The sequence below is a fragment of the Streptomyces sp. NPDC059832 genome (assembly GCF_042731715.1).
GTDB lineage: Bacteria > Actinomycetota > Actinomycetes > Streptomycetales > Streptomycetaceae > Streptomyces.
Genome location: NZ_JBHWIY010000060.1, coordinates 21,679 through 27,928, shown reverse-complemented (window position 1 = coordinate 27,928; position 6,250 = coordinate 21,679). Strand labels below are relative to the sequence as shown.

The window sequence follows — 6,250 nt, the reverse complement described above, 5'->3', positions numbered from 1 at the left end:
CATCGGGCACGAGATCAGCAGACACCCGGAAGATCCTGCCGACACAACACCCAACTGCCAAGCCAACACACCGATCTCATTATGAAACGATCAGTAACTCGTCCCGGGTCGGAGCACATGATCAGGCGAAGGCCGCCTCAGCGTCCGGCGAATGCCCAGGCCAGCGGCCCAGTTCGAAGCGCATTTCGACACCGGAGGGCAAGAACAGCTCAGCGGAAGGGACCGTCGGGTGTGAAGGCGTGGGCAGCGAAGCGCTTGCCCATTCGGCGGTACGCGGCGGCGGTGGGGTGAAGGCCGTCGGTCAGGTCGTCTGTCTCGTCCGGGCCGAGCAGTGCTCGTCCGTCGAGACAGTGGAGGTGGGGATCAGATGCCTGTCGTGCTGCGGCGATCCGGGCCAGCTCGGTGCGGACCACCGTCAGCGACAGTGCGCCGTCGGCCACATCGGCCGGGTCGCCCAGGGCGGTGATCCTCCCGTCCGGTCCGGTCCTGGTCGGGCCGGGAACCTGCTCAAGGGCCGGGCAGCTCACCGGGGAGATCAGCAGGAGTGGGGTGTCCGGGTGACCGTCCCGGATCGTGTCCAGAAATCCGTGTACCGCCGGGCCGAACGTCCGCAGCCGGAAGGCGGACAGGCTCACGATGTTGATGCCCACCTTCAGGCTGATCAGGTCAGCTGGCGTGTCGCGGATCGTCCGGGCGACGTAGGGGTCCAGCAGTGCGTTGCCCGCCTGGCTGAGGTTGATCACCTCCACCCCTCCGAGCGCGGCTGCCACCACCGGCCAGGTCCCGGTCGGACCGTCAGCCTCGATACAGTGGCTGATGGAACTGCCGTGGTGCACCCAGCGGCGCCGCCCGTCCTGCAGCGGCGCCAGCACGTCGCCGTCGGCGCGCAGTGCCACCAGTTCCGTAGGGGTCTGCTGCGGAAGCCACAGCTCGACGTTCTTCATGCCAGATGGCAGTCCGGCGAACCGTACGGTTCCGGGTTTGCCCGGGATGAGTCGCTGTGAGGCTCCGGGGCCCGCCATTCTCAGTACGTTGCCCACCGGTGCCTGCCGACGCCCGGCCAGGGCACCGTCCACCAACAACTCCAGCATCCCGGTCGGGCGAGGGTGGGGGTCGGCGGCGAGCTGGCCAGTGGAGGTGAGTATCTCCAACTCCAGTGCGCGTGCATCGGTGCGGAACACCAGCCGCACTCCCGAAGGCATCACGGTCACCCCGTAGACCGACGGGTCCTGGTACTGCTCCTTGGTCCACGCGGGCAGCCGGCGCGGCATCACCCCTGCCGCTGTGGTCTCCAGGTCCAGCGCACCCCGTAACTCCACCGGCCCGCCCACCAACGGGACCGTCCGCATCGTCACCGTCACCGTTCCTGTCCCAGGTCGATGTGTTCCGGGGGTGGCATCGGGCCGGTGCCTCCGTGGTTCATCGGCGTCCGCCGAACTCCCAGGCGTGGACCTCTATGTCCCCGTACCGGTCCGGAGTCAGGACGGCGCGTGCCGAATCCGGGTTCGGGGCCCTGAGCAGCACTGCCGTACCCAGCCATGTGTCGCCGTCGTCGGCCAGCAGTGGCCCGTACGCGATCAGTTCGTCCTGGTCGGGCGGCAGGTTGAGGTCTGCGGCCGGGCCTTCGCCGAGGCCGAGGACCAGGTACTGGCTGCCACTGCTTCGGTCACCGGGAAAGTCCCACATGGTGCGCCCCAGCATGTTGCGCCATCGGCGCAGCAGCACGTCCCGGTACGCTCCGGCCTGGTAGTTGGGTTCGTCGAAGGCGAACGCGCGGGCAGCGGCGGGGTCGGGCAGATCGATAATGTGCACGCTTCCGGTAAGCGTCTCACCATCATTGGTGAAGGTCGGGCCGCGGGCGATCAGTTCCTTCGCGTACCGGTCCATGTAGGACCAGTGCTTCTCCAGCAACTCCTCGCGCAACGCGAGGGAGCCCGGCCGGTCTCGGTGGTAGCAGAAGTACTCCATGGTCACAGAGCTTTCCTCACCAAGGATGCCATCTCAACCGGCTTTGTCGCCGAAGACCCCGCGTTCCAAACGAAACAGCATTCCGTCAAACGGCGTAGCCACCACGGCTGCACGGTCTCAGCCAAGTGGCATGCGCTGCTCTGCAGTCGAGTGACAGAGACCGCGTCCGGCGCTGACGTCCCCAGTTCGGGACGACCTACAGCCGCCGTTCCCGGGGTCCTTGTCGCCCTTCGCCCGGTTGCTGCCGATCCTTGGGGTGGAGGACCATCAAGCTGAACCATGCAGCGGTCAGCCGGCTTTGGTGGGCGCTTCGGTCCGCGCCCGGGTTGAGGCGAGCTGGTAGGAGTCGGTGCCGGTCTCGAATCATCTCCTACTGCGTGTGGCTGTATCACCGGTTCCCGCTGTCGTCCCGGGAGGTCGAGGAACTGATGCTCGAGCGCGGCGTGGTCGTCTCCTACGAAACCGTCCGGCGGCGGTGCCTGAAGTTCGGTCAGGCCTACGCCAACGCGCTGCGTCGCCGGCGTCCCCGTCCCGGCGACAAATGGCACCTGGACGAGGCCTTCAGCAAGATCAACGGTGAGCTGAAGTACCTGTGGCGCGCGGTGGACCAGGACGGCAACGTGCTGGACATCCTCGTGCAGAACAGACGCGACAAGGCCGCGGCCAGGCGTTTCTTCCGCAAGCTCCTCAAGAAGACCCGCTCGGTGGCGCGGGTGGTGGTCACGGACAAGCTCCGCAGTTACGGGGCCGCCCACCGCGAGGTGATGCCTTCCGTCGAGCACCGCTCCCACAAGGGCCTCAACAGCCGGGCCGAGAACTCCCACCAGCCGACCCGGCAACGAGAACGCGCCATAAAGGGCTTCCGCAGCGTCGGCGGAGCCCAACGGTTCCTGGCCGCGCAGCGGCATCTCACCCACTTCCGACCCCGACGCCACCTGATGACCGCCACCAACCACCGTGCCGAAATGACCGTCCGCTTCGCGATCTGGAAGCAGATCACCGGCACCGCCGGCCTGCCCGCCACGGCCTGAGCACGGAGCCGGAACCGACCCCAGCACGCCCCGACGCCCCGCCAAGCGCCAACACCCCCGACAACGTGACAACGCCGTTTCAGCAGTTCGAGCTCGTCGCTGGCGGCCCGCCGCGACAGCAGCGTCTTGCCGTCTATTGTCCAGGGCGAGGCCGTGGTGGTGGCCCTTGCCGCTGTCTATCCCCGCCCATATGCGGCTCATCGTGCTCCTGGCGTGTGTGTTCGTGCTGTTCGTGCCACGGACGACCTCGCCGGCATTGCTCTACGCAGCGACTTGTTCGCACTTCCTAATCGGCGGCCGAGTCGTCGTGGGGCGCCGGGCGGCGAAGTAAGGGAAGCCACGCCTGATAGCCACACCCAGCACCCCGGGGCGGCCCAACCCTACGAATGGCTCGATCAACCCAATCAAGACACAAGCGCTGCGTGTACAGGATGGCGATCTTTCCCCTATCCCACGGGAGTTGCACGTGATGGGCTTACATCGAACATCTGTACCCTTTAAGGGGGATCGTTGCGACGCACACGCATAACGATGGCGCTGCGCTGCATGGCAGTCGGCGCCGTCCTTACCGTTCTGGCCGGGGCGGGACCCGCTTCCGCTGCCGGCTTACCGAAGGAACCTGATCCGCTGGCAGCGCCGCCGAAGGTCCACGGACCTGAGACGACCAGTCTCGCGCTGGCCGGAGGGCGGCCCGTGTCGGGGAAGAATCTGGTGGCCGGGCCGCCGTCCACGCAGTCGGGCGGGGTGTGGCAGGTCAATCGGACCATGCCCACCTTGAGCAATACTGTGACAGACCCGGACGGTGACAAGGCCAACCTGACCTTCGCCGTCTACACGACGGACGCTTTCGGCAACCCCGACAAACAGATCATGATCAAGGACCAACCGTACGGCGTCCTCGTCTCGGGCTACGTCAACTCCGGTGGCACAGCGAAGGTCACCGTCCCGGATGGGAACCTGAAGCCGGGCACCACCTACGCGTTCCGTACATCCGCCTACGACGGAAGCCTGTACGAAACGGAGTGGTCCGCGTGGGGCAAGTTCAAGACCCGTGGCCGCGCGGTCGACATCAAGCTCCCCGAGCCTGACAAGAACGCCCCAGTGCTGAACGAGGACGACTTCCAGGAACCGCAGCCCATCGGCAAGCCCAACATGTACCCGGTCCCACCGGAGGTGCCGCCCACCGGGTACAGCGCACCCGAGAATGTCACCAGGCCGCAGGGCTACAGCGAGAAGGACGGCTGGAGTTGCGGCGAGGTGAACAAGGAGACGAACATCCAGCCGTGTTCGCGTCTGGTCCCGGACAACAGCAAGAAGACTCGCGACGCCCTCGCAAGGGAAGGGTTCGGGGTCACGGCAGGGCTTCCGCACCTGGTCGACTGGTGTGACACACGCAACCTGGACATCAAGCGCTACGAGGCGTGCATTAGCGGATTCACCTACGAGTACGAGGGAATCGTCGTCAAGGACGGCAAGCCCACCGGTGAGATCCTCAACGCATCCTGGGCCGTCGGCCAGGAAGTGAAGTTGTCGGGAACCTCTGCGACGTTCACTCAGCAACTCGTCCTCGTCCCAATCCAGGTTGATGCCAAGTTCGTATCGGTAACGCTGGACGTTCGCTTCGACTGCATGATGCCAGACCGCTGCTCCAACGGTCCGCAGTCGTGGGACGGCGCCCTGGAGTGGCTGGGAACTGACCCGTTCTCGCACACGGCCGTCGGGAAGAACGACCACACCTGGAATGCTGTGAACAAGTCCGATACCCTCGACCTGTCCACGAAGATCAGCGCCTACTCGCCCGTGACGAACCCGGCCGCTTCGCGCTGGGAGACCGCCGACGCGCAGATCCGCTGCGACAAGATCTCCTCCGCCACCCCGGGCTGCGCGTTCCACAAGTACGTCCCCACCTGGGTGATGAACTTCAAGAAGACGCCGCAGGCGGTCACGCACGCATGGCTGATCCAGTCCAAGCTGTCCAACCATCCCGGCAGCCGGTCCGCGAACAAGCCGATGTTCTTCCTGCCCTCGGCGGACAAGAACGCCCCCGGCCGCGACCCGAACAAGAACCGTGACGTCATCTGCCCGAAGAACAGCGACGGAACAAGCTGGGCGTCCAAGTACGGAAACCCGCGGACCACGACCGTCCCGGAGATCAGCGCCAGCGACAAGCCGTCGTGCGACGAGTTCGCCTATGCCTCCAGCTACAACTCCGGCGGTATGCCCGGCGGCGTCGTCGGCGGCATGAACCCGGTCGCCTCGGGCGACGCCTGCGTACAGACCTACGCCACCCGCGTCACCCAGGGCGAATGGCGCCTCTACGACGACGAGCGCCTCGCAGGCCCCACCTGGAACGAGGTCTGCGGCCGGTCCTCCATGTCCGGGTGGATCAACTCCACCTCGATGGGCGGCGCGTTCAGCTCTGGCTTCTCCGGTAAGTACCGGCTCCTCGACAAGGACCCCTACTGGGTGTCCTTCCCCGAATTCGGACCCTCACACAAAAGCAAGGTAGCGGCGCCCGGCCCCTCCCCCAGGGCGTAGGGAAATACAAAACGCCCCGGCGAACTACCCCCCCCACCGTCCCTCCCCGCATTTCCCTACGACAGGGGACCGCCGCCCAGAAGGACTCGTCCCGGCGGCGAGTGAGGCTCCTCATCAGGGACCGCCCACACCAGGCCGCCGCATTCGGTCAGCGCCGGCCAGGTGTCCTCATCAGGATTCCCATCCGGACCGACAAGGCAGCGGCCCTGCTCAAGCGCATCCGCGATCCGGGAAAGCCACGCGTGAAGCGGCCATCCCGCAACCGGATCCGTTAGAAGCTCCGGCTCACGGTCCACGAACCACCGGCCAAGACTTCCGTAAGATGGCTCCCCCAGCCGGGCGTCGACATAGAGCCCGTGCCACATATCGCCCACCACACAGGAGAATGGAATACGTCCCGGCTCGCGCTCCTGGTCCCGGATCTGCACCGTATAGGCATCCCGCAACGTCTCCAGCGGGTACCAGCCCTGAGCGCCCGGCAAAAACCCGGCAGGCCACCAACTCTTGCCGGTCCCTGGATCATCTATACCGTCGTGCAGCTTGTACCACGCCCGTAAAGCAGGCGGAAACACCACCCCGATCGCCTCTTGCACGGCATCAACGTCCGCATCACTGGCCGGCGGACGCAACAGCGCCGCCGACGCCGGAGCGCGCTCGACAAGCCACCCCTCGATACGCTCCCACGCTGCCACCGCGAAGTCTTGTTCACTCAT

General features: G+C 66.1%; 5 protein-coding genes. 2 read left to right on the top strand and 3 right to left on the bottom strand.

The window, feature by feature from the left end; all coding sequences use genetic code 11:
- Window positions 1-209: 209 nt before the first annotated feature.
- Both ACFV8T_RS43215 and ACFV8T_RS43210 read right to left on the bottom strand, forming a co-directional pair.
- On the bottom strand, window positions 210-1,349 hold the full coding sequence (locus ACFV8T_RS43215; RefSeq protein WP_385338788.1) for a GDSL-type esterase/lipase family protein: 1,140 nt from the start codon (window positions 1,347-1,349) through the stop codon (window positions 210-212).
- 70 nt (window positions 1,350-1,419) lie between these two features.
- Window positions 1,420-1,968 carry a YciI family protein gene (locus tag ACFV8T_RS43210; RefSeq protein WP_189282008.1) on the bottom strand — a complete coding sequence of 183 codons (549 nt, stop codon included), beginning with the start codon at window positions 1,966-1,968 and terminating at the stop codon, window positions 1,420-1,422.
- A 326-nt stretch (window positions 1,969-2,294) separates the two neighbouring features.
- On the opposite strand from ACFV8T_RS43210, the gene ACFV8T_RS43205 reads away from it, so the two are divergent.
- Window positions 2,295-2,999 (top strand): IS6 family transposase, encoded by a 705-nt coding sequence (locus ACFV8T_RS43205; protein WP_385338784.1) that lies wholly within the window; start codon window positions 2,295-2,297, stop codon window positions 2,997-2,999.
- 774 nt (window positions 3,000-3,773) lie between these two features.
- Entirely contained in the window at window positions 3,774-5,537 is a 1,764-nt protein-coding gene (locus tag ACFV8T_RS43200) for a hypothetical protein (RefSeq protein WP_385338781.1), read from the top strand.
- Window positions 5,538-5,593: 56 nt separating this feature from the next.
- On the opposite strand, the gene ACFV8T_RS43195 is transcribed toward ACFV8T_RS43200, so the two are convergent.
- The gene (locus ACFV8T_RS43195) at window positions 5,594-6,250 is read right to left on the bottom strand and encodes an SMI1/KNR4 family protein (protein ID WP_385338778.1); all 657 of its coding nucleotides are present in this window, start codon (window positions 6,248-6,250) and stop codon (window positions 5,594-5,596) included.